This is a genomic window from Flammeovirga aprica JL-4 (assembly GCF_012844305.1).
GTDB classification, from domain to species: domain Bacteria; phylum Bacteroidota; class Bacteroidia; order Cytophagales; family Flammeovirgaceae; genus Flammeovirga; species Flammeovirga aprica.
Genome location: NZ_JABANE010000015.1, coordinates 40,274 through 63,251 on the forward strand (window position 1 = coordinate 40,274; position 22,978 = coordinate 63,251).

Genomic DNA, 22,978 nt, shown 5'->3' on the forward strand with positions numbered 1-22,978 from the left:
TTCTTTTTTGATTTAAGCATTAGCGAAGCCCAATAGACAAATCGCAAATATTAATACTGCTAGTCCTCCTAATAAAATTTTGAATGATGAGGATGCATTTTTCCACTCTCCTGATCTATATCCCCACACATTACTCACAATCAATGAAATACCAAGCATCATTGGCCATCCTAAAACGGGACCTAAGTCTCCCATCAAAGCAGCTCCTTGTCCATAAATACCCAAGGCGCCAAACCAAAATACACCTGCTAAAACTGACCATAAATAGGCTTTTGAGCTTCCTGCTACCGCAAAACCTCCCCATGATTTATTTTGGATCATTTTGAAAAGGGCAAAGCCGAAGTTCATTAAATATGCACCCATTAATACCACTACCCATGCTACTAAACTTGCGTCTGTTGGGTTAGTGCCATAATTTTGAACTGCATTATCGGCTACGGGTAAGGCATTTGTAAAGCCAACGTTCAATAGTGCTGAAAGCACACCACTTGTAACCGCTATCAAGACTCCTGTTTGAATTGATTTTTTCGGTTGAACTGCCACTACAGGTTCAGCGACTAATACATCACCATCTTCTTCAAACTCTTGCTCTGCATTTAATACATTATTTTGAGCTTTATCTCTTTTCACTCCTGCTACTGCAGTAATACCTACTCCTACTAAAAGCAAGCCCACTCCGCTCAATACCAAATTCATATTTTCTGGTAAAGTTTCCATTTGGAAAAGTGGCACTAAAGAACCCATTGAAGCGGCTAAACCCATCACAATTCCGTAGGTGATACTCACCCCTGTATACTCCACACTCACTCCAAAAAGAATACCTCCTATTCCCCATAAAAAGCCAAAAAGCATTGCCATGAAAAGAACAGATTGATCGATATCAGCTATAATTGAAAAAGTATTAGGTTCTACAAATAGTGCCCAGGCAATGGGTAGGATAATCATAGCGGTAGTGGCATGTACCAACCACCAATTCTCCCATTTTAAAGGAGCAATATGCTTCATTCCAAGGCCAAAAGTCCCCTGAAAAAAACTAGCACATAATATTAAAAAAATTGCGAATAAATCCATTCTATCGTTCGTTTATTAAGACTAGAAAAGCAAGGAGAACATCGTCTCCTTGCTGGGGCTTTTATAAATTATTCCAGATGACTGGCATAAATACGGTCATTTCTGCTTCACCTCTGTTATTCCAAGTGAAATAAGGTACAAGTTGTATCGATGACTCATCAAACTTAGGTACATCTACTGTTGAGTACATGTCTTCTTTTGCTTGATCTTTTCTGATTAAAATTGGTGCTTCAATTGTTGCTACACCACCTAAAAGGTCTTTGTTGTAATTTACTTTTAACGGTGCTCCTCCTTTGAAGTACACATCCAAAATCTTTGCATCTTTCGGTAAATCTGGTGTTTCTACACAGTATACAATAGGACCTCTCTTTACCGCTACTTGGTTTCTTGCTTCCTCTACTAATGGATTTGCTTCTACAAGTTTCACTTCCATTGGCATGTCCAGAGTGACAATATCACCCTTTTTCCACTTTCTGTTGATTGTTGCAAACTCTCCTTCTACCACTTTTACATCCACTGCTTCGTTGTTCACTTTAACAGTTGAACCTACTGCCCAGTTTGGAATTCTAAGCATAACGTCAAATGGCTGTTTTTTCGCTTTTTCAACAGTAATATTTACTGTACCTTCCCATGGATAATTCGTTACTTGATTTAAAATAACTGTAGAACCATCCTGTAATTTTGTCTCTAGTCTGTTACTTCCGTAAAGGTTTACTGCTACACCATTTTTTGATAAACTATAAGCCCAGTTCGATGATTTTGCAATTGTACGTACAATGTTTGGAGGACAGCAGAAACACTCCAAGTAAGGCTCTCTAACTGGCGTTTCTGTGTTGTGTTTCGAATAATCTCTAGATCCATGCACCATTCTCAATGGGTTAGAATAGAAATAATCTTTACCTTCTAATGAAATACCTGATAAACCACTGTTGTACAATACTAACTCCATGATATCAGCATATTTTGATTCCCCATGTAATCCTAACATTCTGTATGAGAACATTGAGTTACAAACGTTGGCACAAGTTTCATTATAAGCCGTCATGTTTGGCATCATGTAAGCATCAATAAAACCTTCTTCAATCTTATCACGGTTTGTTGATGCTCCATAATGCGCTTGTCCTACCGCACCAGTAACATACATTTTCTTATTTGTCACATTGTCCCAAAGTCTGTCCAATGCGTCTACCAATGCTTTTTCTCCTGTTTCAGATGCTACATCCGCTGCACCTGCATAGTAATACAATGCTAAAACGGCGTGTCCAACTGCCTCATCCGACTCTCTCAATGGCACTCTTTCCTGCACCATATCACCAATTGGATAACCTTGTGTTTCAGGTGTTTCCTCTACTTCATATTTACCTCTGTTATTGATAAATCTTTCTGCAAGGTCCAAGTAGTTTTTATTTCCTGTAGTTCTGTACATCTCTACCAATCCCATGATTTGTGTTTGGTTAAAACCAAAACGTCCGTATCGAGGATCATCAGTATTGAATGTTTTATATAAGAAATCCGCATGTTTCACAGCAATATCCAAGAAGTTGGACTGTCCTGTAACTCTGTGATGTATACAAGCAGAAGTCAATAAGTGACCTGTGTTGTACATCTCATGAAACTTACGGTTTTCATAACGGTCTACATTGTTTCTCAGCTGAACTTGCGTCTGAATATAACCGTCCTCTTCTTGAGCTTCACCAATAATTTTGATGTAACCGTCGATCTCTTCCAACAATGCTTTATCGCCATTCTGAGCATATACATACATTGAAGCTTCAATCCACTTATAGAAGTCACCATCGTGCCAGTGCATCCCTTGGTGTTTTCCTTCTTTTAAACCTGCCGCAATTTTGAAGTTGTTCAAAGCATGTCCCACATCACCAGTCAATACTTCGCCCATATAAGGCACCATAGATGTTTCTGCGACTTCAAATTTGTCTGCCCAGAAACCTTCCGTCCACTTACAATCTCCTAAATTGATACTTTTCAATGCTACATTAGGGGTGTTTGCTTGCCCTAAAACGCCTCTCTCCTGTGCTACACCTACCTGAGTCATCAGAGCAGCACAAGCCATTACAAATAACTTTTTCATTTAATATATAGTCTTAAACTTTTCTTGAGTAATTAGCTTGATTAACCAAAGATTGAAGAGTTCCTTATTTCAAGTCTTTGATCATAATGTAAAATTAGAGGGTAAGCAGGGGAATGAATTCTTAAAAATTATCCATTCTCGGTAAAAAATTAGCATAATGGTTATTATTGGTTAGACACAAGTATTATAACTATCATAGATTCATAATATGATTAGGCATCAAAATATCCCATTTTGGGATTTTGTTAATTTTCAGTATATTTGTCATATGAGAATCATTGCATTTAGAACTATTCGTGAGTTTTTTGAAAAACCAGAATATTCAGATTCTGAATCCTCATTGAGAGCTTGGTACCATGATGTAAAAGTGGCGAAATGGGAAAGTTCTAATGATTTGAAGAGTCAATATAAACATGCTAGTATAGTTGGCGACGGTAGAGTTGTTTTTAATATTAAAGGCAATGATTATAGACTAGTTGTTGAAATTGAATATGAATTTCAAGTTGTTTTCGTACGGTTTATTGGAACACATAAACAATATGATAAAATTGATGTAAAAACGATTTAATTATGAATATTAAACCCATAAAATCAGAGCTTGATTATAATGAAGCATTAGAAAGAATAGAAGAACTCTGGGGAGCCAAAAAAGATACTCCTGAAGGAGATGAATTTGATTTGTTAGTCACTTTAGTAGAGTCTTACGAGATGAAACATTATCCTATAGCCCCTCCTGACCCCATTGATGCTATAAAATTCCGTATGGAACAAATGGGTATGACAAAAGCTGATATGGTTCAATACCTTGGATCACAAAGCAGAGTCAGTGAAGTGCTTAATCGTAAAAGAAATTTGAGCCTCAAAATGATAAAATCATTATATAAGGATTTAAAAATTCCTGCAGAAATACTATTAGCATAATAAACCTTTTAACTTAAAAAAAAGGCTGACAATCATGCCAGCCTTTAGTAAGTGTGTTAATTACAAATTGTCCGTGTTGTAGCAGTGCCGTCTTTTGTGACTATTTGGAAAATTAATAAACCAGAATGGTTCATCAATTCATCGTGTTTAAGAACTATTTGGTTTACCTCGTTGAAGGTTTTGTTTATAAATTCTCTTCCACCAACATCATACACTCTTAGCGTACCGCTATTTATTTTATTGAGGTTGATGTATAGGTTCCCGAAATTATAAGGATTGGGATATACTTTTATTTCTTGCTCAAGCTTCAATTGCTGTGTAGAAGTTACTCTTGAAGATGAGCCGTTTTGAAAAGTAAATTTTGTAGCATTTGATGCATTCGATTGATTAGCAACTAAAGCATCAGAACTGTTTGTACTGATGTATTGACCATTGATTTTTCCTTTCAAGATCAAATAACCATCTGACGTCAATTCAAAAGTTAATTTCTGTCTTTCAAAAATACCTGTTGCTCCACATTTGACAGTATTGTCAGATGCTACAGTTACGTATTTATTAGTAGCAACAGATTGCAATGCGAAATAACCGTCTGCATCTAATACTGTAAACTCTTCAAAACTTGATACTGATGATTTTGTCGCTTGTAAAGCTGTTCCTTGAGAAGTGTTGACCGTTACATAATCATCTGAAAGCGTTTTCAACCAGATTACACTCCCTACAGTTGGTAAACTTCCACTACCTCCGCCACCACCTGACGTTACTGTTACTGTGCATTCTGCTTTGAAGTTACCGTCTCTTGTGGTTACTGTAATTTTTGTAGTACCAGCTCCTACTCCTGTTACATTACCATTTGAAACCGTTGCTACTGATGCATTAGCTGTAGACCAAGAAACTGTTTTGTCAGTGGCATTGGAGGGAGAAACTGAAGCACTTAATTGCACTTGCTCTCCCACTCCAATACTTGATGTGTTTTTGTTTAAAGACACTCCATTTACATCCACATCAGCTGGAGGCGTACCATCTGTTCCAATTGTGAAATTATCACAGTATGCCTCACCATCTGAATAATACCAAACTCTGTACTTGTGTTCTGAAGCACCCGTAGTGATGGAAATACTTTTGTTTTCAAAAGAAGTAGAACTGAATTCCTGATTAGTGATAAAATCACCCGATACAGCATCTGTAATGCCTAAAAATGCACTTGTTCCATTAGATCCTACTTTACCATCTACAGAGATAGTGTAAGTAGTATTGGCTGCTAAAGTGATCACTTGTGCTACATTACCGTTGTTCACTTTTGCACCATAAGAACCTGATGATTTTGTATTGCTTACTACTTCTTGTAGACCAATACTTGCAGACCAATAAGAAAGGTCGCCTTCTTCAAAACTTGGGTTGCCAATTTCTCCTACGTCAACAGTTGGAGGAGCTGGAGTAGTGGATTTCTCCCATACTCTTACATAATCAACATACATTGTTGTTGGCATACCTGGCAGTAGTGCTTTGGCTTCTGGATCTGTCTCTGGATTGACTGCGTTGTTTCTGTTGTTGTAGAATTCCACAAAGGGTTTTCTTAACCCCAATGACAAAGTTACATTCATTGGGCGGTACCAGTAGGTATTCGGTTTTCTCGCCACCTCAATACCATCTACATACCAGATAATTTCATTTTCATTCACTTCACACCCATAGATATGGTAATCTTTTGTGGGGTCCCAAGGAGCTCTGTATTTGTTCAATTGCTCGTTAGGATGTTGTTTTGGTCTTCTCCAGACACCTGTTCCATTTTCCATTACTACTGCATGAAGGTTGTGATCCATGTCATAAATGTCATCTTGATGACCTTCATACCAGTCAAACTGTTGTAATTCCACTACATCAATCTCACTGTAAACCGTTTTGCCGTTTCCAACAGAATAATCAAAATTGGAGAAAAGCCAGAAAGACGGACAAACGCCCTCTCCTATGTCGGCTCCTTTGATCTTGGCTTCGTAGTATCCATACGTAAACGTTTGGTACGATTTCAGAATTCCTGACTTAAAATAAGTCCCTCCATCTGAAGCATTGTTAGCGTTTTGACGCATGGTCAACGCCGCCACTCCATTTTCAATTTTCACATTGTCATCGTTGTTCCACTTCCAAGCCGTGGTGTTAGGGAGATTGCCGGTCTTGATCCATTTCGACCAGTCTGGAGTAGCTCCATTGAATTCATCAGAGGCACTCCATCGAATTTCCCATACATCCGAAGGGTTAGAAGTTGTTGTTGGTTGTTGTGCTAACACACTCTCCGAGAAAAGAGTGAAAAACAACAGTGAGAGTAGTAGCTTCGTAGTTTGGGAATAGTTTAATTGTAAATGTTTCATTATTTAAACTAAGGTTATAAATGCTTTCAGATAGGCTGGTACTATCTTACATAAATCGACAAAAACACCTAATAAACAGTCGTTCTCATTTCATTACTAAGCATTTTGTGAATTAATTTATTTATTTCACCTCAATTTACACTTTAGACACAACAACAACTTCCTAATAATTACCTCTTTATGGCGCATATTTAACCTTAATTAGGGAATCTTGGTAAATAGATCCCATCACCCACTAAAAAAGATAGAATACTTCTATTTTAGTGGGTGATTTTATATAGAATTCACTCAAAAACTCAATCATTTCTAAAAGGTCAGCTTGTTTAAATACAAAACTCAAAAAAATACCCTATTTAAGAACTGTATGGACACATTTATCCAAGGGACATTGGGAAAATGACTTTTTAGACTGCTAATTTTAGTTGTCTTCCTTGTGCTGTTTCAGGTAGTTTCGTTTCCTTTTTCTTCGCCAATAAAACAGCATTTGAAGTAAGAATACCAAACACGATCCATAGTTTTTCATTTGCTTCTGTTCTCGCTTTTATCTTACCGAGTCCATAACTTCTTTTATGGGTTCCAAAAATCCCTTCCATACGAGTCGATCTTTCTTTTGCTATGATTTCAACCATACTATTTTCTTCTTTCGTGTAGGGTTTTGGACCTTTCTTTTTAAAGTTTGAGTACAGCAAGGAACGCTTTCTTTTTCTTGTCAGTTTGTATCCTTTTCTTCTCCTCTTAAAGTAAGTCAAATATTTTCTCTTTTGCTCTACATATTTACTTCTGGGACGTTTTATTTTTAATTCTTCACAGCACCTGAAAAGCAGTTTTTCAAAAATATAATGGCAACTTTCCCATAATAATTTTACATCTGTAGGGTACCTGACATCACTTTCATAACAGGTAGCATCCATCAGTAATAGGTTAGAAAATTCAATAGCTCCTTTCCAGTGTTTTAATAAGGAAAATTGAAGTTCTTCGACATCAATAATTGATGAAATGTAAGAACGCGTTGTACTGGGGAGAGTAATGTCTTTTATTGTTTCATCAACTTTTAAAAAGCGAAAGCAAAACATCTGATAAGCCCAATCTGTATTCAGTCTATCAATTAATTTTTCATCACTTAAACCGGAATAAGACTTGAGGAACATAAGAGCTAACTTTCCCCTGTTATTAAACCATGATTTCCTTCCTGCCTTTTTTGAAATAGAAGGTAATAATTGCTCCAATTCTTCCCAGGGAATACAAGAATGAATTTTTCCTAACTCAGAATTCTTGAATTTATAATATTTAAGGGGTTGAGCTTGTTCTGACTTGAATATTTCGAATTGCATACTATATTTGAGCTTGGTTTGTACCTATTTTTTTGTGTCGTAACTCAAATTTAGGCAAGCTAAAACCCCGAAAAAAGCCAAATTGGACATTTTTCGGGGTTTTTATTTGCTTTTTTATTCAGAAAACATCTTGTTATCAGATAGTTAACCTTTTACCAAGACTCCCTAATTAAGAGAGCGGTTTTAATATAATTCCACCATATTCTAAATAAGTTTCATAGTGTTTTCCATTCTGGGTTTTGAATCACAAAACTCACTCCATTCCAAGAAAGAAACAAACACCCCTCTTTACTCAAATTAGAATAAAAAGAAGGAAGCCCAAGATATTTCAATCATAAGCTTCCTTCAAAAGGAATCAATAACAAAGATGTTTTAATTAATCAACAATTAAGTATCAAAATCACTCTTTATTCTTAATTCAGCATTCTTCATCCTTAAGGTCTAGGATAGTATCTTTTCAATCTGATATTATCAATGTAAAGTGTAGCTGGCTCACTACCTGTGTTTACAATCTTCATGATCAAGTTGTACTCAGCAATTACATTTTTCACATCAATTACATTTGAGAATGTCAACCACTTACCTTCTTCAGCTTTAGCAAAACCATGTGCCATTTCTTGCCAGTCAGAACCTTTATTACTTAAGTGGAAACGGATATTTGAGTCGAATGTAGCATTAGGATGTCTATCACCGCCGTTGTTTTCGATGTAAATATCAAATTCTAATCTCAACTTATTGTTTTCGTTTTCAGTGAATCCAAACTTGTGTAATGCACCGTTCAAGTACGTTTGAATTGCTGAAGGCATCACTGCTCTAGAATCAGTTGCTGCAGGAATAGATACTTTCAAACTGTGATTACCATCTGATTTTTGTTCAGTTGACTGCTCCAAGATTTCTGGAACAACATTACCTAACCATGCAGGATCAGCACCTTTGTGTGTCATTGCTGAATTTTCATAGCTGTAATCATAATCCGATGCTTTCAATAGATCTTCCTCTGAACCTACCAACATTTCGTTTGTAAATTGAGGAGCAATTGCTGCATCTTGAGACTCTAATGAGTTTCCGGTGTAGGTCACTTTTACAACATCATTACTGTATACTAACTCATCTCCAATTTCAAGTACTAAGTAGCTTGCATTTGCAGGGTTTACATACGCACCAGTCACTGCAGGTGTTAGCGTTTCTCCTTTTGCTGTAGTAATTGAAACAGAATAATCTGAAGCTTTTACTGAGTTCGCATTCAAACCTCTTGAGTACACTAAGTTAATTTTCTTATCAGCATCAGCAGTTACGTTTTCTAAAAGCAATGGCTCATCAGAACGTACACACTTCACTAAGTCAAGTACTAATAAAGAGTCTGCACTGTAGGGCTTAGGTCTTACGAAAACAGGTGCAAAACTGTATACTTTATCCAATGTTACATACTTCACATCAAACGTGTTGTTACTTGGGCTTTCAGCTACTAGCTCAGCTCCGTGAAGTGTTCCCTGAATTTTTGAAGGAGAACCTGTTGCATCATAAGTGAAACGTAAAATACTACCAAATGGAATTTCTGTAGGTGTTTCAGGCGCCATTGGAATCTCATCACCAAGTGTACCGTCTGCCAATAATAAGTTTGCCTTAATGCTGTTCAATTTCACAGCTGGCATTACCGTTACCACAAATGTAGTATCAATTTTATTTGTTTCTCTCGCTACAGTTTCTGAACCTACAAAAGCGTTGTTCTGGAATACTTGGCTCAATGTCACTTCCCATTTTCCTTCTTTATGGAAAGTACCTCTTACTTGAGCATCTTGTGGATTACCATCTACTGTTACGTTAGAATCTGGGAAAATCCATTGTCTGCTCTCAATGCCTTGAGAAACATCTGCAAAATCAATATGCTGATTGATGTTGATGACATTATCATTGCCTACTTGAGACACTCTCACAACACTATGACTCGGTGTCATTACTGTTGGATTGTTCAACTCCTCACCACATGCCCCTAATAATAGGGCAAGTGATGAAAGAATGAATAACTTTATATATTTCATATTTATCATGATAGATCTCTTTTAAATTGCTTCGTTTGCTTGAACTTCAGCAGATGGAATTGGGAAGTAATCGTGTTTGCCAGAAGTATAGAAGTTCCAGTTATTCACAAAATCAGGACGTACTCTACCTTCAATGTATAATGGAGGCAATGGCGCTGGAGTTGGTAATTCATTTTCCTTCGCGTCGTCAATTCTCTTCTGGAACCTTTCGATTCTTATCAATTCATCATTATGGTGTGATGTGAATACATCTTTTACCATACCCCATCTTACTAAGTCTCTCCATCTTGTGTTTTCGAACGCTAACTCAGTAGGACGTTCTACCATACGAAGGTGAGTTCTGATGTTATCAATTGTAGCTGGTACAATAGGATGAGCACCATGTATTTCTTGAGAGATGTGCAACTGAGGAATACCGCCATCGTTGTTGATATAATCCTGGATTGTCACTACACCTGCACGAGATCTTACTTTATCGATGTACTCGATTGCTGTGCTTAAGTCTCCTTCACCTTCTAAAACAGCCTCTGCATACATCAAGAAAACGTCTGCCAATCTCATATGCTTGTAATTGATTGATGATCTGTTCTCAATGTTTTCAAGATCCATATGATACCAGTTCGCATATTTTTTCACGTAAGATGATTCACCATTACCCCATCTTCTAGGCACTTCTGTTTTTAAATCTGCTGGAGTTTTGTTGTAATACAATCCTTCAGCGTCACGTCCTGCAAGAGTGGCGTTGTATCTTGATGAGTGAGCATTTGAACCTGCTACTGAATCAGCAACCATTAATTCATGTGCCCAGTAAGTAGGCATCATTCCTTGCCATCCACCTAAAGAATAAGGACCATACCAACGTGCTAGTTTTGTAGACTCACCACCTGAAACATCTCCACTGTCATCCACATTACTTGCATCTTGTGCACCTGAGTTTATTGAACCGTCAAATGGCACTTCCATAATCGATTCAGAATTGTAAAGCACATCGTGTCTGAAGTTTTCAGCATAGTTTGAAGACAACTGATAAAGACCTGAGTCAATTACTTTCTTAAACTCTACTGCTGCCTTTGTCCACTCTTTGTTGTATAAGTATACTTTACCAAGTAATGTAGTAGCCATACCCCAAGTTGATCTTCCTAAATCAGCTGATGCTCTAGTCAGTGGCAAGTGCTCCATAGCATATTCCAAATCTCCTAGAATCACTTGGTTTGTCACCTCAGTTGCATCAGAAAAAGGAATATTATGATCTGTAATTTTAGAAGAAGTTTTGATCACACCTCCACCAAAAGTATGCACTAGTTCGAAGTAGAAGAAAGCTCTTAAAAAACGTGCTTGTGATAAGATTTCAGTTTTTCTTTCTTCAGAAAGTACTTCCATTGTCGGTATGTTATCAATTACCTGATTGGCTCTAAAAATACCATTGTAACACTCTGCCCATTTGTTGAAAACAGGTCTACTGTTATCAGGAATGATCAACTCAGTGTATGGGAAGTGTTTTACCCAGTCGTTCGTTCCTCCTAAATCACCTCTGATCATTTCATAAGTCAAGTGACCTCCACTTATTGATTGATACTGCAGTGCGGCGTATACTGTTGTTAAAGCAGCTTCAGCGTCTGATTCACTTTGCCAGAACGTTTGTTCCGTAATAGCGTTAGGATTGTCTCGGGTTAAAAAGTCATCATGATTACATGATGTCATAAAGAACATCCCTGCTAGTAATTTTACGATTAATATCTTCTTTAAAGCATTCATTGTAATACTTTTTTAAATTAAAAACTAAGTTGAGCACCAATTAAGAACTGTCTTGATACAGGGTAGTTACCTCTATCTACACCTCTCATCTGAAGTCTTTCTCCACCTACTTCAGGGTCATAGCCTCTGTACTTTGTGAAAGTGAATGGATTCACCGCAGAGATATAAACTCTTGCTTTTGAAATACCTGCTTCTTGACCGATCACATTTGTCAAATCATAACCTAAAGTGATTGTTCTGATTCTGAAGTAAGTACCGTCCTCTAACCATAAGTCTGATTGAGATCTTATGTTTTCACTTTGCAATGATGTCACTAATGGAATGTCTGAAGTAGGGTTTTGCGGGCTCCACATGCCCACTAAATCAGTGTGTCTACTGTGTGAGTAAGCAAATAGTCTAGAACCGTTATAGATTTTTGCTCCATGTGAATAGTAACCTTGAACAAAGAAGTCAAAACCTTTGTAACCTAATGAAGCTATAATACCTGATTCAAAGTCCGGCATGCCAGAACCTGCATACACTCTATCATTATCTGTGATGGCACCGTCTCCATCTTGATCAACATATCTTACATCTCCTAAACGAGCCGTAGGGTTAAGTTCTTCCTGGTACTTTTTCAATTCCTCTTCTGTTCTGATAATACCATCTGTTTGAACTAAGAAGAACGACGCTGCTTCATGACCAACTGCCATAAATGTTGTATTGTCCATTGAACCAATAGTCAGTGATGGGCGACCGTCACCATAACCTCTTTCAATACCGTTCAAGTTTGTAACTTCATTCACATTTTTCGTGAATGTCAAACCAATGTTATAGTTCAAACCGAATTTTGTTTGGTTCTTGTAGTTCAATGCCAATTCAATACCTGTATTTGTCATATCACCAGCATTCAGTGTCAACGTTCTATACTCAAGAGACTCGTTGTTCTCTCTCGTTAAGTTTGTACCTGCTGATGGCGGTAAGTGCTGACCAAGAATCATGTTTTGCTTCTGGTTTTTATAAACATCTGCAGTAAATTGAATTCTGTCATTCCACATCGTTAAATCAACACCGATGTTTTGTGCAATTGATGTCTCCCATGAAATATCAGGGTTAGCAAATCTTCTTTGCGTTAAACCTGGCGTCAATTCTTTGTCGTATCCGTATAAGTAATTCACACCTTGCTCAATTACTCTTGAAGCGATATAAGGGTTTGGACCAATTCTGTTGTTACCTAGTTCTGCATAACTTGCTCTCACTTTCAATCCGCTGATGAAATCAACATTCCAGAAGCTTTCTTGATCCACATTCCAACCTAATGAAATACCAGGGAAAACATCGAATCTATTTTCAGGTCTAAACTGTGATGTACCGTCTCTTCTCAATGAAACTGATAATAAATATCTACTATCATAGCTATACTGAAGTCTACCCATCATACCGATTAAAGCAGTTTCATTAATTTCACCAAGTGGATTTGAGATAGAAACCGCAGCATCTGGCACTTGAATAGCGTTGTTTCCATTTTCAGCAAATGACATCAAAAGTCCTGTTTGTCTGTTTTTATACTGCTCTAATGTATAGGCACCTGTGAAATTCAAATTGTGTTTTCCGAACGACTTATTGTAAGTCAAAATATTTTCTAAAGTATATCTTTCATCCCATACGTAATCTTCGTTTGATCTTGCTTGCGGTCTTGAGGCCGCCGCTACATAATTACCATTTGCGTCGAGAATAGTATATTTTGGTTGGAAACGATTTCTTGTTGAGTTTAAATAGTTAGCACCTGCTCTTATTTGATAAGTTAAACCTTTTAAGATCTCATAAGAAGCACTGAATGCTAAATTGAATCTCTTTGTGTTTTGCTCATCTGTATTGGCCATGATTCCTGATAAATAACTGTATGTAATCTCGTTTTGATCTGGAATCTGAATAATATCACCATTTGTTGGCAGTTCTTCAAGTGGTGTACTCCATGGTTTTTGCGTTACCGCTCTTTCATAAATTGCCCATGGCTCTCTTCTTCTGTTTTCATTTTGGAAACCAACTGAAGCAAACATCTTAAACTTCTTCTTGTTCATCGAACCCGTTAAACGAGTAGCTAAACGATCAAAACCAGAGTTGATAATTACACCTTCCTGATTGAAGTAGTTTACATTGGCGTTGATTTGTAAATCACCTTTACCTGAAGCTACATTCAATTCATAGTTTTGAATCGAAGCATTATCGTTTTGAATTGCTCCTACAAAGTCTGAATTATTTTCTAAAGCTCTTGGGTTTTCAGATAAAACTGATGAAGGAATACCTGTTGCATCTGCTCTTAATTGATCATGATAAAACTGCTGATGCGTATCCATTAATGGTGTTCCTGATGTGATATTTTGGAAACCTCCCCATGCTGTAAAATCTACTTTTACTTTTCCTGGATCACCTGTTTTAGTTGTGATCAAGATGACACCGTTTGATGCTCTTACACCATAAATCGCCGCCGATGCACCATCTTTCAAAATGTCAACTGACTTGATTTGCGAAGGAGCAATGTTCGGGTTGCTTTGGTAAGGAATACCATCCACAATATATAAAGGTTCTGTTGAACCGATGATTGAACCTACACCTCTAATCTGAATGTTAGCCGGAGCACCTGGAGCACCACTTGATGCTTGTACGTTTACACCTGCCACTTGTCCTTGTAATGCTGTTCCTAAATCTGGAGTAGGCATCTTCTCTAAAGCTTCAGAACCTACATTGTTTACAGCACCTGTAACTTCCTTTTTCTTCTGAACACCGTAACCTACTACAACTACTTCATCTAGTAATTCAAGGTCTTCTTTTAAATCGATGTCAAAATTTGTTGTGCTTCCTACTGGATGCTCTTGACCTACATAACCGATGTAATTAAAAACTAATACATCTTCTTTCAATACATTGATGCTGAACTTACCATCAAAATCGGTTACTGTACCTTTTGTCGTACCTTTCACCACTATGTTCACACCGGGCAGTGGATCACCACTATCTAACACACGGCCTGAAACAACAACTTCTTGAGCAAGAGAAATAGTTGTATAAAAAATCATTAAGAAGAAGGTCATAAAACCCGCTTTTGGTATCACTTTCCGATTCATACTAAGTTTACTTAAGAATAACATAACTTTATGATTAATGAACAGATATTGAAAGAGTGAGTTGAACACACTTTCTCTGAAAAAAATTAATGTAGATGAACGTTGCTATCTTACATTACAATATTAATCAAGACTAGAGAGAGCTTATGTGTAAGAATTACCCTTTACTTACACTTTTTTAACATCTTCGGCGGGAAGGGTAAAAAGGAGTTAGTTTTGGTTAGGTTTGGATAGTTTTGGGGGTAAAAAAGTGCTGTTTTAGGGGTAATTTTTGAATAAAAACAACTATAGGACGTTATGTAAAGAATTTGCATCAAGAATAATTGAATCGTGATATGCACACTGTAAACTAAATTAACGTCAACTTTCAATCAATTTTTCTGCAAGCTTTTTATGTTCTACTTCCAAGCTACCTTCTTCTTCATTTTTGTCTTAACACATAAACGAAGCAAAAAAGTCAAGGCTTTGAAGTCAAGTCCAGAGGAGCACGAGCACTACCCAATAAATAGAATTAGTATTAGATAATTTTGAATTTGTACTTACTTACAATAAAAAACTCCTAAGTAATCGTACTTAGGAGTTAGTGTCAATGAAATGAAATGAAATTTTTACATCAAAATCTATCATAGGTACTAAAAGCCTGTCTACACTTAAGACTTTTATGGAATTGATCGTTTTTAACTAAGCATTACACTATTTATTTATTATTAAACTACTTATACAAGAATAAATAATGGTTGATTTTTCAGTAAAGAGGGCAGACACAAAGGAACTACCCCCCTTATTTTACCTCATTACGACCATTTGTTTTTCTAGTATTGAATATCTTTTTTCAGGTATTCACCCTGAATACTAAAGCTTAAACTATAGGTCTTTTTAGCCATTCTGTACTGTGGCTGAGTGACTGATAAAGTACCACCCAATCCAGCTTGTTCAGCGGTAACATTCACTGTGAAATAATCGTCTTCCACTAGCTCATACTGATGTTTGGCTCTTTTAATTTTTTCAGGAGAATAAGGCCAGATAGAAAAATTAAAAGAGGAATTACTGTTCAGTTTCAATTGATTGTCTTCACTGCTCAAACTCACCCATTTTGTATCTGTTCGGTTGCCTGTCTCCTGAGGTTTGATATATGGGAAATATAAATCTTTCGTCTCCATTGCATAGACATTCATCAAATTGCTTCTCTTTCTGTCTTCATAGGACTCATAAGGGCCATTACCATAATACGCTACATGATTGTAGGTTTTTGGAATACCAAATTGAACACCAAATGCAATAAGGTTAGGCACTTCACATAATCTTGTCAGCTCTGAAGTCACATCAATCGCATCGTCTGAAACCGTATAAGATACAACTACTTCAACACTGTCTTTTAAGACTTTCTTCACATCAATTTGAAGCGCATTCTCTCCAACTTTTTTAGACTTCACTTTCACAGTGGTCCATCTTTGATCAATGTCCTTCCAAAACTTAGCAGACTTTCCAATGGGTCCAGCACTTATGCCTCTTACATCATTATCTACAGAAGGTCTCCAGAAGTTCAGTTGCATAGGCTTACTCAACAGGTCTTTTCCATTATAAGTAAATGATTTAAGATCACCTGTTTTCGCATCAATCTCTACAGTACTTTTCTCTCCCTTCAGTACAAAAAGAGATGCAGTCTTTTTTACTTCTACTTTACCTGAAGCAACTTCTTGTGATGCGACCTCTTCACTTGCTTTCAACTGCAACTGCTCATAAGCCACCAGATTCCCCTTCTTCCACCACAACTGATCTTTCCCTTCCTTCATTTCAATATTGATCCAATATTCTTTTTGAGGATTCCATTGAATACCTTCCATTGGGATATTGATTTTTGTAGCAGTGAGAGGTGTACAACTGATGGATGAAAGCTGCCCTTCTTTTATGTTTTTTCCTTCTTCCTGAATAGAATATTCAAAAGTATAACCGGAAAGATCAGTGAAAGAGAAACGATTCTTAATCTCAATTTCTTGCTGTTCTTTATTTGACCATTGAATGCTTACAGGTTGAAAAACATATCTCGCTTCATATGCATGTGGATTAGGTGATAAATCTGGAGCAAAAACACCATTGATGCAGAAATTTTGATCGTTTGGAACATCGCCAAAATCACCTCCATAAGCATAATACTCTTCACCTTTCTCATTTTTATGCACTAAGCCTTGATCTCTGAAATCCCAGATAAAACCACCCATTACATTAGGAGTTGCTCTGATATAATCCCAGTATTCACCAAGTCCTCCCATAGAATTACCCATAGCGTGCATGTACTCACACAAAACGATAGGTCTTGTAATATTTTTATTTTTTGAAAGATGTACCACTTGAGCATAATTCGGGTACATTCTACTCACTACATCTACATAAAAAGCATCTCTAGGATTGGCCATTGATTCCCAATTTTGAGAAGTGTAACCCACATTATCCCCTTCTTTGTAATCAGGATGAGTTGGGTCTCCCTGTGCTCCTTCATAATGAATGAAACGTGTAGGGTCAAAATCTTTTATCCAAGATGCAGCTGCCGCGAATGCCGGTCCAGTACCCGATTCATTGCCCAATGACCATGAAATCACACAAGGCTGATTTTTGTCTCTCTCCACCATTCTTGTTACTCTACTCATCATAGAAGCCACCCATGAAGGCTGATTAGGAATATAACTTCCTAAGTGATGGCATTCAATATTGGCCTCATCCATCACATACAAACCGTACTTATTACAAAGCTCTAGAAAATACGGATCATTCGGGTAATGTGACGTTCTGACTGCGTTGAAGTTATATTGTTTCAGAAGCTGTACTTCTTCTTCCATATCTTCACGACTGATTGCTTTCCCTTTGGTAGGATGATGATCATGTCTGTTCACTCCCATTATTTTCACTGGAGTTTGATTCACCAAAAGAGCATTATTTTCATCAAAAGTAATAGTTCTGAAGCCCAACGTATGTGATCTCGCTTCCACAACTTTTCCATTTTGATCCTCAATCCACAATACCAATTGATAAAGGTTTGGTGTTTCTGCCGACCAAAGTTTCGGGTTTTTAAAATCAGCTTCCAACAAACCGAACTTAGGCATATCTCTTGGAGGCCAACGCTGTTCAAATACTTTTTTCAAACCTACTTGCATTGGCTTCGTTAAAACTGCATTGTCCTGACCGTCATAAAGCATTCCTTTCAGCTTCAATTGAGGTAATTTTTTTACATCACCTTCCATCCATAAAGCAGGTCTGATTCTCAGTTTTACAGCAGATAAATCATCATTGAAATCTGTCTTTACATAAAAATCATTCAATGCAATTTTAGGTTGAGCAATCAGCATCACATCTCTGTGTATACCGCTCAATCGCCACATATCTTGATCCTCTAAATAACTTCCATCACTATAACGGAATACCTGTACTGCTAGCTTATTTTTTCCTGATTGCACAAAGTCTGTAATATCAAACTCTGCTGCCAAACAACTTCCTTGGCTGTAGCCTACTTTTTCACCATTCACCCATAAGTAAAACGCTGAAGTGACACCTCCAAAATGAAGAATAATAGATTGGTCAGCTTTCCAAGATACAGGTATTTCAAATTCTTTAAGGTAAGAACCAACAGGATTGTCTCTATAAATTTTGGGAGGCAATGGAGGTTGAGGTCCTTTCCAATTGTATACCAATGTAGTATCCAGAATATTTGGTGTAAACGGGTACGTAATATTTGTATAAATCGGTTGACCATACCCCAACATTTCCCAGTTGGAAGGCACTGCTATTTGATCCCATTTGGAAGCATCAAAATCAGCTTTCATAAAGTCTTGAGAGCGGAGTTCTTCTTTAGGAACAAACTCAAAATGCCACTTCCCATTTAATGAAATATATCTTGATTTTTCTCTATCCCCTTCCAATGCTTTTTCTACAGAGGAATAAGAATAAGAGGCCACTCTAGGTGCTAATTTATTTATTTCAAATACATGCTCATTTTCCCAGTCTTTTTGTGCAAAAGAAGACAGTACTGAAAATAGGAGTATTGAAAAAAGGATGATTTTTTTATGCATTACGATAAGTCTTTTCGGATTATTTACCATCTCTCTCTGAATCCTCATCATAAGCCCACCATTTACAAGCAGGCTTATGATAAAGAGATTTAAAGTTTCACAAATCGCTTTGTTACAACCACACCATTGTGACTAACCTTTGCTAAGTAAACACCATTAACCCATTTACTTACATCAATAGTCTCTTTTGGATCAATGTTCTTTTCCATCATTACTTCACCTGCAATATTTAAAATAGTTACGGGTGTAGTTTTTTGAAGACCTTTGATTTTGATAGACTCCAAGGCAGGATTCGGGTAGATTTCAATGTTACTGCCCAATCCTTTACCCAATGAAGTCACCTCGTCCACTACTAAAATATTTTTAATCGGTGTCAATTCAACCGTCTCATTTTCTTTAGAAGAAGTGAAACGTGCATTGATTTCGTAATAATGTCCTGCTTCCAGATCAGATGAAAGTGCGACCCCTTGAAGGTTGAAGAAGACTGAAGTTTGTCCCGCTGCTTTACCTTTTATTACTGCTTGTGAAGTCGCTGCTACTTTTACAGTTTCACCTGAAGCATTTTTCTCCACCAAGTCTACCTCCATTTCTGATGTAGATCTAAAACCACTACCTGCATCAAAATAGCTATTGAAAGTCAAGCCTTTATTTTTTCCGAACTCCACATTTTCATAATCACTTTCTGTGGCTTGAATTTGTGGAACTGCTTTCCAAACTCTTACATATTGGCATGCCATTTCTGTCGGGAAACCTTCAGTAGTTGTTGAATCTGCTACTGGGTAACGTACTCCGTCTACATATTTCACAAATGGATTTCTTAATCCCATTGACACTGTAATATGCATTGGCAAATGCCAGTATAAATTTTCTTTGCGCCCTCTCTCTATACCATCCACATACCAGAAAATTGAATCTGCTCTACTCAACACTCCATAGGTATGATAATCTTCTCGCGGATCAAAGTCTGCATACCATTTGTTTTGAGCAATTTCTGGTTTACCATGTGGTCTGATCTGAACCAACTGTCCATTTTCTCTTGCCACAGCGTGCAAGTTCATATCAATTGCCTCAGGACCTTCCCACTCATTTTTATCAAAATCCCATTCTTTCTGAGTCAATTCTACGACATCAATCTCACTGTACTTTGCCTGTCCATCTTCTGTTGGATCAGGTTGATTGATACTGTACAACCAGAAAGCTGGAGATACACCAGGAAATCGATCAGCTCCTTTTATTTTCGCTTCAAAATAACCGTAAGTAATCGTTTGGTTATTTCTGATAATGCCTGATTTATAGTATAATTCTTCATTCTGACCATAGTTCGTATTACGTCTATGCGTCTCCTGAATCATCTTGATTTTCAATTCATTGTTCTCCACATAAGCCAATGAAGGCTCCCATGACCAAACACCCCAGTCGTTAGGATCATTCTCCCACTTCTGTGTATCTAAAGTTTCAAATTCATCTGAATGTGCTTCCTCTTTTTCCCATTTTAAATTTGGGTGAGAAACGGGTGTTTGTGCAGTGACGTTGTTTGTAAATACAGCTGCTAAAAATAACAGCTGTATTAGTTTAGTTATTTTGTTCATTACCTAGTTTATATTTGTCCATTCTATCGTTATCATACTTTTCAAACTGTCTCTTCAGCTGCCATAAAGGACGCTCCAATGTCAATTCCCACTCATACAATAGTTTAAAAAGTTCTTTTACTTTGTCCGTTTCTTTGTAAGCCAGATTATTTAACTCCGACTCATCTTTTTCAATATTATAAAGCTCTGCCGGACGATCAGAATAACGGATCAATTTCCAATCACCACTTCTTACAGCCGCTCTAGTTTCTTTTTTCCAGAATAATGTTTCATGAGGTCTTCCTTTGACATCTCCTTTGATATAAGGCATCAAATCCACACCATCCACATCTTTCAATTTTGACACATCACCACCACCTGCAGCATAAAAAGTAGGCAGTAAATCAAATGTACTTACAGGGAAATCAAATTTCGATTTTTTAGAGATCTGCCCTTTCCAAGTCATTGTAAAAGGAACTCTGATACCACCTTCTAAATGGTTTGACTTAGTACCTGCTAACGGCAAGTTGATTGATCCATTTTTATCCGAAGGACCTCCGTTATCATTCGTAAAGACAATCAAAGTATTATCATCTAACCCTAGCTCTTCTAATTTTTGTAATACATTTCCTGAAGCTCTGTCCATCGCCCATGTCATTGCCGCTAATTCTTTTCTTCTACCTTCCAACTCTGGAAACAATGCCAAATCTTCTTCAGTCGTTTCTATTGGTGTGTGCACCGCGTTATAAGAAAGGAAAATAAAGAAAGGTTCATCTTTATGCTTCTCTATAAACTTGATTGTTTCCTCTGCAAAAACGTCTGTAGCATACTTATTAGGCTCTTCAAAGTTATTCATGTTTCTCTCCATTCTCTTATCAGGGTGAGGGAATTTCTCGTAAGCAAAGTAGCTTCTATCTCCTCCTCTGAAACCGTAAAATTCATCAAAACCACGTTTGGTTGGGTGAAATTTATCAGCATCACCTAAGTGCCATTTACCATAAAAGGCGGTAGCATAACCCAATTCTTTCATATAATCACCCATCGTTTTTATATCCGTAGGCAATCCCATATCCACATCCAAAAGCTTTGAAGACTCACTCATATAACCCGGTACGTTGTTTTCTTCGTAACCAAATTTCTGTTGATATTGTCCTGTAATCAAACCAGCTCTTGACGGCCCGCAAACTGACGCTGTTACATATCCTTGAGAGAATACCAAACCAGCATTTGCCAACTTGTCCAATTGTGGTGTTTTGATTTCTTTACTTCCCTGGAAACCAAAATCCGCATATCCTCCATCATCTGTAAAGAATAAAATGATATTAGGTTGTTTTGTTTTTTTGTTTCCTTTTTGAGCGAAAAGTTGAAAACATGGAATTAAAAAAATTAGGAGGTATACTATCCCTTTCATAATTGTAGGTATTGCTTTTAAAAAATATTACGTTGTAAATTTATATCTTGTAAGCGGTGCTTTTTTCGTTGTTTTTATCCAAAGGTTAACCAAAATTATCCTTCTGGTTTTTCTCCTTAAATGGCCATTCTAAATTCTCTTGGCGTCTTACCAATAATCATTTTGAACTGCTTATTGAAGTTGGTAATTGAATTAAACCCTACCTCATAACAAACATCTGAGATCTGATAGTTCTCTTGAACCAATAATCTGCTGGCATTTCGTATCCTTACTTCATTAAGGTATTGTTTGAAAGACTTATTCGTTACTTTCTTGAAAAATCTACAGAACGAATTTGAAGTCAGGCATGCTATATCCGCTATTTCCTGCAAGTCAATATCTTTCTCGTAGTTGTCTGAAATGTATTTTAATACTCTGTCGATTCTATCAGAACTTGTATCTCCTTGTTGTCTCATATCTGAAGTAGACAACTTCTTTACTTCTCCAGTATTCGCTAAACGATTCAATAAACTCAACAAGAAAATCGATTGGTCAGCAGTTGATTTATCTAAACAACCCATCAATTCTTCTTCCAATGACAAGCCTAGTTCGTTAGAGAATGAAACGCCAAATTTTGACTTTTCTAATAGCTCCTTGATTTTAGAGAAAATTGGTTTATCAAAAGTCCCTTGTCCCATAAAGTTTTCATCAAACTTCATCACTAAAATGCTCACATCATCTTGCCCTTCATCATTACGCCATAAGTGCGGTAAATAAGGACCTACCATTACAAGATCTCCTTCAGAAAAAGAAGTCACATCATCTCCAACGAATCGGAGACCACTTCCTTTTTGAATAAAAATAAGTTCGTACTGTTGATGATAGTGCCATAGTGTGTCGTAACAAGGTGTTGTTTTTTGGGCAACTGTGATAGCCTTATTTTCTTTCGATTCAGTGTCTTTAAAAACCAATTTCATAATTCAGATAATTAAATTCTCAATCAAGAGAGCGTTAATAATTCATTTCATGTTGTACCTGCGTAGTGTATGAATAGAAGGTACAGATAGTGTAAAAAATGTCAGATAGATAATTTGTCTTTGCGATAGATTAATTCTCCATTGTTGACATCGTAAAATTCACACTTATTCTTAGAATTATGATTTTAAGGCGTATCAAATTTGTTGTTTTCAGTGTCATTTTGCGTCTCAAAACAGCCCTATACATATCATACACGCAATTTTACAAATGTGACACTAAAAAAGACATTGATTTTCTTGGGGAGTTGA

Annotated in this window: 13 protein-coding genes; 2 read left to right on the forward strand and 11 right to left on the reverse strand. The window is 36.9% G+C overall.

Annotated features, from left to right (window positions below; translation table 11 throughout):
- Positions 1-12 precede the first annotated feature (12 nt).
- Positions 13-1,071 carry an L-rhamnose/proton symporter RhaT gene (locus HHU12_RS07530; RefSeq protein ID WP_169656137.1) on the reverse strand — a complete coding sequence of 353 codons (1,059 nt, stop codon included), beginning with the start codon at positions 1,069-1,071 and terminating at the stop codon, positions 13-15.
- Between the two features lie 61 nt (positions 1,072-1,132).
- Positions 1,133-3,160 carry a glycoside hydrolase family 127 protein gene (locus tag HHU12_RS07535; RefSeq protein ID WP_169656138.1) on the reverse strand — a complete coding sequence of 676 codons (2,028 nt, stop codon included), beginning with the start codon at positions 3,158-3,160 and terminating at the stop codon, positions 1,133-1,135.
- A gap of 268 nt (positions 3,161-3,428) precedes the next feature.
- Here HHU12_RS07535 and HHU12_RS07540 point away from each other — a divergent pair, with 268 nt between their 5' ends.
- Positions 3,429-3,728: a type II toxin-antitoxin system HigB family toxin gene (locus HHU12_RS07540; RefSeq protein WP_169656139.1), complete on the forward strand. Its 300-nt coding sequence runs from the start codon at positions 3,429-3,431 to the stop codon at positions 3,726-3,728.
- Between the two features lie 2 nt (positions 3,729-3,730).
- A complete protein-coding gene (locus tag HHU12_RS07545; protein ID WP_169656140.1) occupies positions 3,731-4,081 on the forward strand; it encodes a helix-turn-helix domain-containing protein in 351 nt (116 codons plus the stop codon).
- A 56-nt stretch (positions 4,082-4,137) separates the two neighbouring features.
- Here the strand turns inward: HHU12_RS07545 and HHU12_RS07550 are convergent, their stop codons facing one another.
- The 9 genes from HHU12_RS07550 to HHU12_RS07590 all read right to left on the reverse strand — a co-directional run bounded on the left by HHU12_RS07550 (position 4,138) and on the right by HHU12_RS07590 (position 22,669).
- On the reverse strand, positions 4,138-6,444 hold the full coding sequence (locus tag HHU12_RS07550) for an Ig-like domain-containing protein (RefSeq protein ID WP_169656141.1): 2,307 nt from the start codon (positions 6,442-6,444) through the stop codon (positions 4,138-4,140).
- A 404-nt stretch (positions 6,445-6,848) separates the two neighbouring features.
- Complete coding sequence (locus HHU12_RS07555; RefSeq protein ID WP_169656142.1) at positions 6,849-7,775, reverse strand: hypothetical protein; 927 nt, start codon at positions 7,773-7,775, stop codon at positions 6,849-6,851.
- A gap of 434 nt (positions 7,776-8,209) precedes the next feature.
- Positions 8,210-9,823, reverse strand: a complete 1,614-nt coding sequence (locus HHU12_RS07560; protein ID WP_205959813.1) for a hypothetical protein — start codon at positions 9,821-9,823, stop codon at positions 8,210-8,212.
- 12 nt (positions 9,824-9,835) lie between these two features.
- Positions 9,836-11,569, reverse strand: coding sequence for a RagB/SusD family nutrient uptake outer membrane protein (locus HHU12_RS07565; RefSeq protein ID WP_169656144.1), 1,734 nt, complete (start codon positions 11,567-11,569; stop codon positions 9,836-9,838).
- 17 nt (positions 11,570-11,586) lie between these two features.
- Positions 11,587-14,673, reverse strand: a complete 3,087-nt coding sequence (locus HHU12_RS07570) for a SusC/RagA family TonB-linked outer membrane protein (protein WP_169656145.1) — start codon at positions 14,671-14,673, stop codon at positions 11,587-11,589.
- Between the two features lie 812 nt (positions 14,674-15,485).
- Positions 15,486-18,785 carry a glycoside hydrolase family 2 TIM barrel-domain containing protein gene (locus tag HHU12_RS07575; protein WP_205959814.1) on the reverse strand — a complete coding sequence of 1,100 codons (3,300 nt, stop codon included), beginning with the start codon at positions 18,783-18,785 and terminating at the stop codon, positions 15,486-15,488.
- Positions 18,786-18,823: 38 nt separating this feature from the next.
- Entirely contained in the window at positions 18,824-20,323 is a 1,500-nt protein-coding gene (locus HHU12_RS07580) for a family 16 glycosylhydrolase (protein WP_169656146.1), read from the reverse strand.
- Positions 20,307-21,713: a sulfatase-like hydrolase/transferase gene (locus HHU12_RS07585; RefSeq protein ID WP_169656147.1), complete on the reverse strand. Its 1,407-nt coding sequence runs from the start codon at positions 21,711-21,713 to the stop codon at positions 20,307-20,309. Before HHU12_RS07585 ends, HHU12_RS07580 begins: the two co-directional genes overlap by 17 nt.
- Before the next feature lie 116 nt (positions 21,714-21,829).
- The gene (locus tag HHU12_RS07590; protein WP_169656148.1) at positions 21,830-22,669 is read right to left on the reverse strand and encodes an AraC family transcriptional regulator; all 840 of its coding nucleotides are present in this window, start codon (positions 22,667-22,669) and stop codon (positions 21,830-21,832) included.
- Positions 22,670-22,978 lie beyond the last annotated feature (309 nt).

Bases quoted from the DNA above. Each gene is read 5' to 3' on its own strand.
- HHU12_RS07575 (WP_205959814.1), bottom strand. From the start codon at position 18,785: ATGATGAGGATTCAGAGAGAGATGGTAAATAATCCGAAAAGACTTATC.
- HHU12_RS07550 (WP_169656141.1), bottom strand. From the start codon at position 6,444: ATGAAACATTTACAATTAAACTATTCCCAAACTACGAAGCTACTACTC.
- HHU12_RS07590 (WP_169656148.1), bottom strand. From the start codon at position 22,669: ATGAAATTGGTTTTTAAAGACACTGAATCGAAAGAAAATAAGGCTATC.
- HHU12_RS07570 (WP_169656145.1), bottom strand. From the start codon at position 14,673: ATGAATCGGAAAGTGATACCAAAAGCGGGTTTTATGACCTTCTTCTTA.
- HHU12_RS07545 (WP_169656140.1), top strand. From the start codon at position 3,731: ATGAATATTAAACCCATAAAATCAGAGCTTGATTATAATGAAGCATTA.
- HHU12_RS07565 (WP_169656144.1), bottom strand. From the start codon at position 11,569: ATGAATGCTTTAAAGAAGATATTAATCGTAAAATTACTAGCAGGGATG.
- HHU12_RS07540 (WP_169656139.1), top strand. From the start codon at position 3,429: ATGAGAATCATTGCATTTAGAACTATTCGTGAGTTTTTTGAAAAACCA.
- HHU12_RS07535 (WP_169656138.1), bottom strand. From the start codon at position 3,160: ATGAAAAAGTTATTTGTAATGGCTTGTGCTGCTCTGATGACTCAGGTA.
- HHU12_RS07530 (WP_169656137.1), bottom strand. From the start codon at position 1,071: ATGGATTTATTCGCAATTTTTTTAATATTATGTGCTAGTTTTTTTCAG.
- HHU12_RS07580 (WP_169656146.1), bottom strand. From the start codon at position 20,323: ATGAACAAAATAACTAAACTAATACAGCTGTTATTTTTAGCAGCTGTA.
- HHU12_RS07560 (WP_205959813.1), bottom strand. From the start codon at position 9,823: ATGATAAATATGAAATATATAAAGTTATTCATTCTTTCATCACTTGCC.
- HHU12_RS07555 (WP_169656142.1), bottom strand. From the start codon at position 7,775: ATGCAATTCGAAATATTCAAGTCAGAACAAGCTCAACCCCTTAAATAT.
- HHU12_RS07585 (WP_169656147.1), bottom strand. From the start codon at position 21,713: ATGAAAGGGATAGTATACCTCCTAATTTTTTTAATTCCATGTTTTCAA.